Raw genomic sequence first — 234 nt, forward strand, 5'->3', positions numbered from 1 at the left:
GTTCCAAGCCGCGGAGAAGTCTGGCGCGATGGGTGGACTCGGCTGGTAGCTGGCGCATGAGCCCGTCAAGAACGTCGATGTCAAGCCACAAGCCCCACACCTCATTGCGGCGCACCGAAAGCTCCGCTCCCTTGAACTGCCACAGCGGCTCATGTCCCGCAGTGCGACGATCCCCCAGCTCGGTGGGTCCTCCCAAGTGCTGGGTCATGTCGGGGTTGCCGGCGGCCTCTACCC

General features: G+C 65.4%; 1 protein-coding gene. It reads right to left on the reverse strand.

Annotated features, from left to right (window positions below; all coding sequences use genetic code 11):
- On the reverse strand, positions 1-234 hold a 234-nt coding region (locus tag AC6UD8_RS07080; protein ID WP_500723608.1), incomplete at both ends, for a hypothetical protein.

This window comes from Fructilactobacillus sp. X1R3C1, from assembly GCF_059901545.1.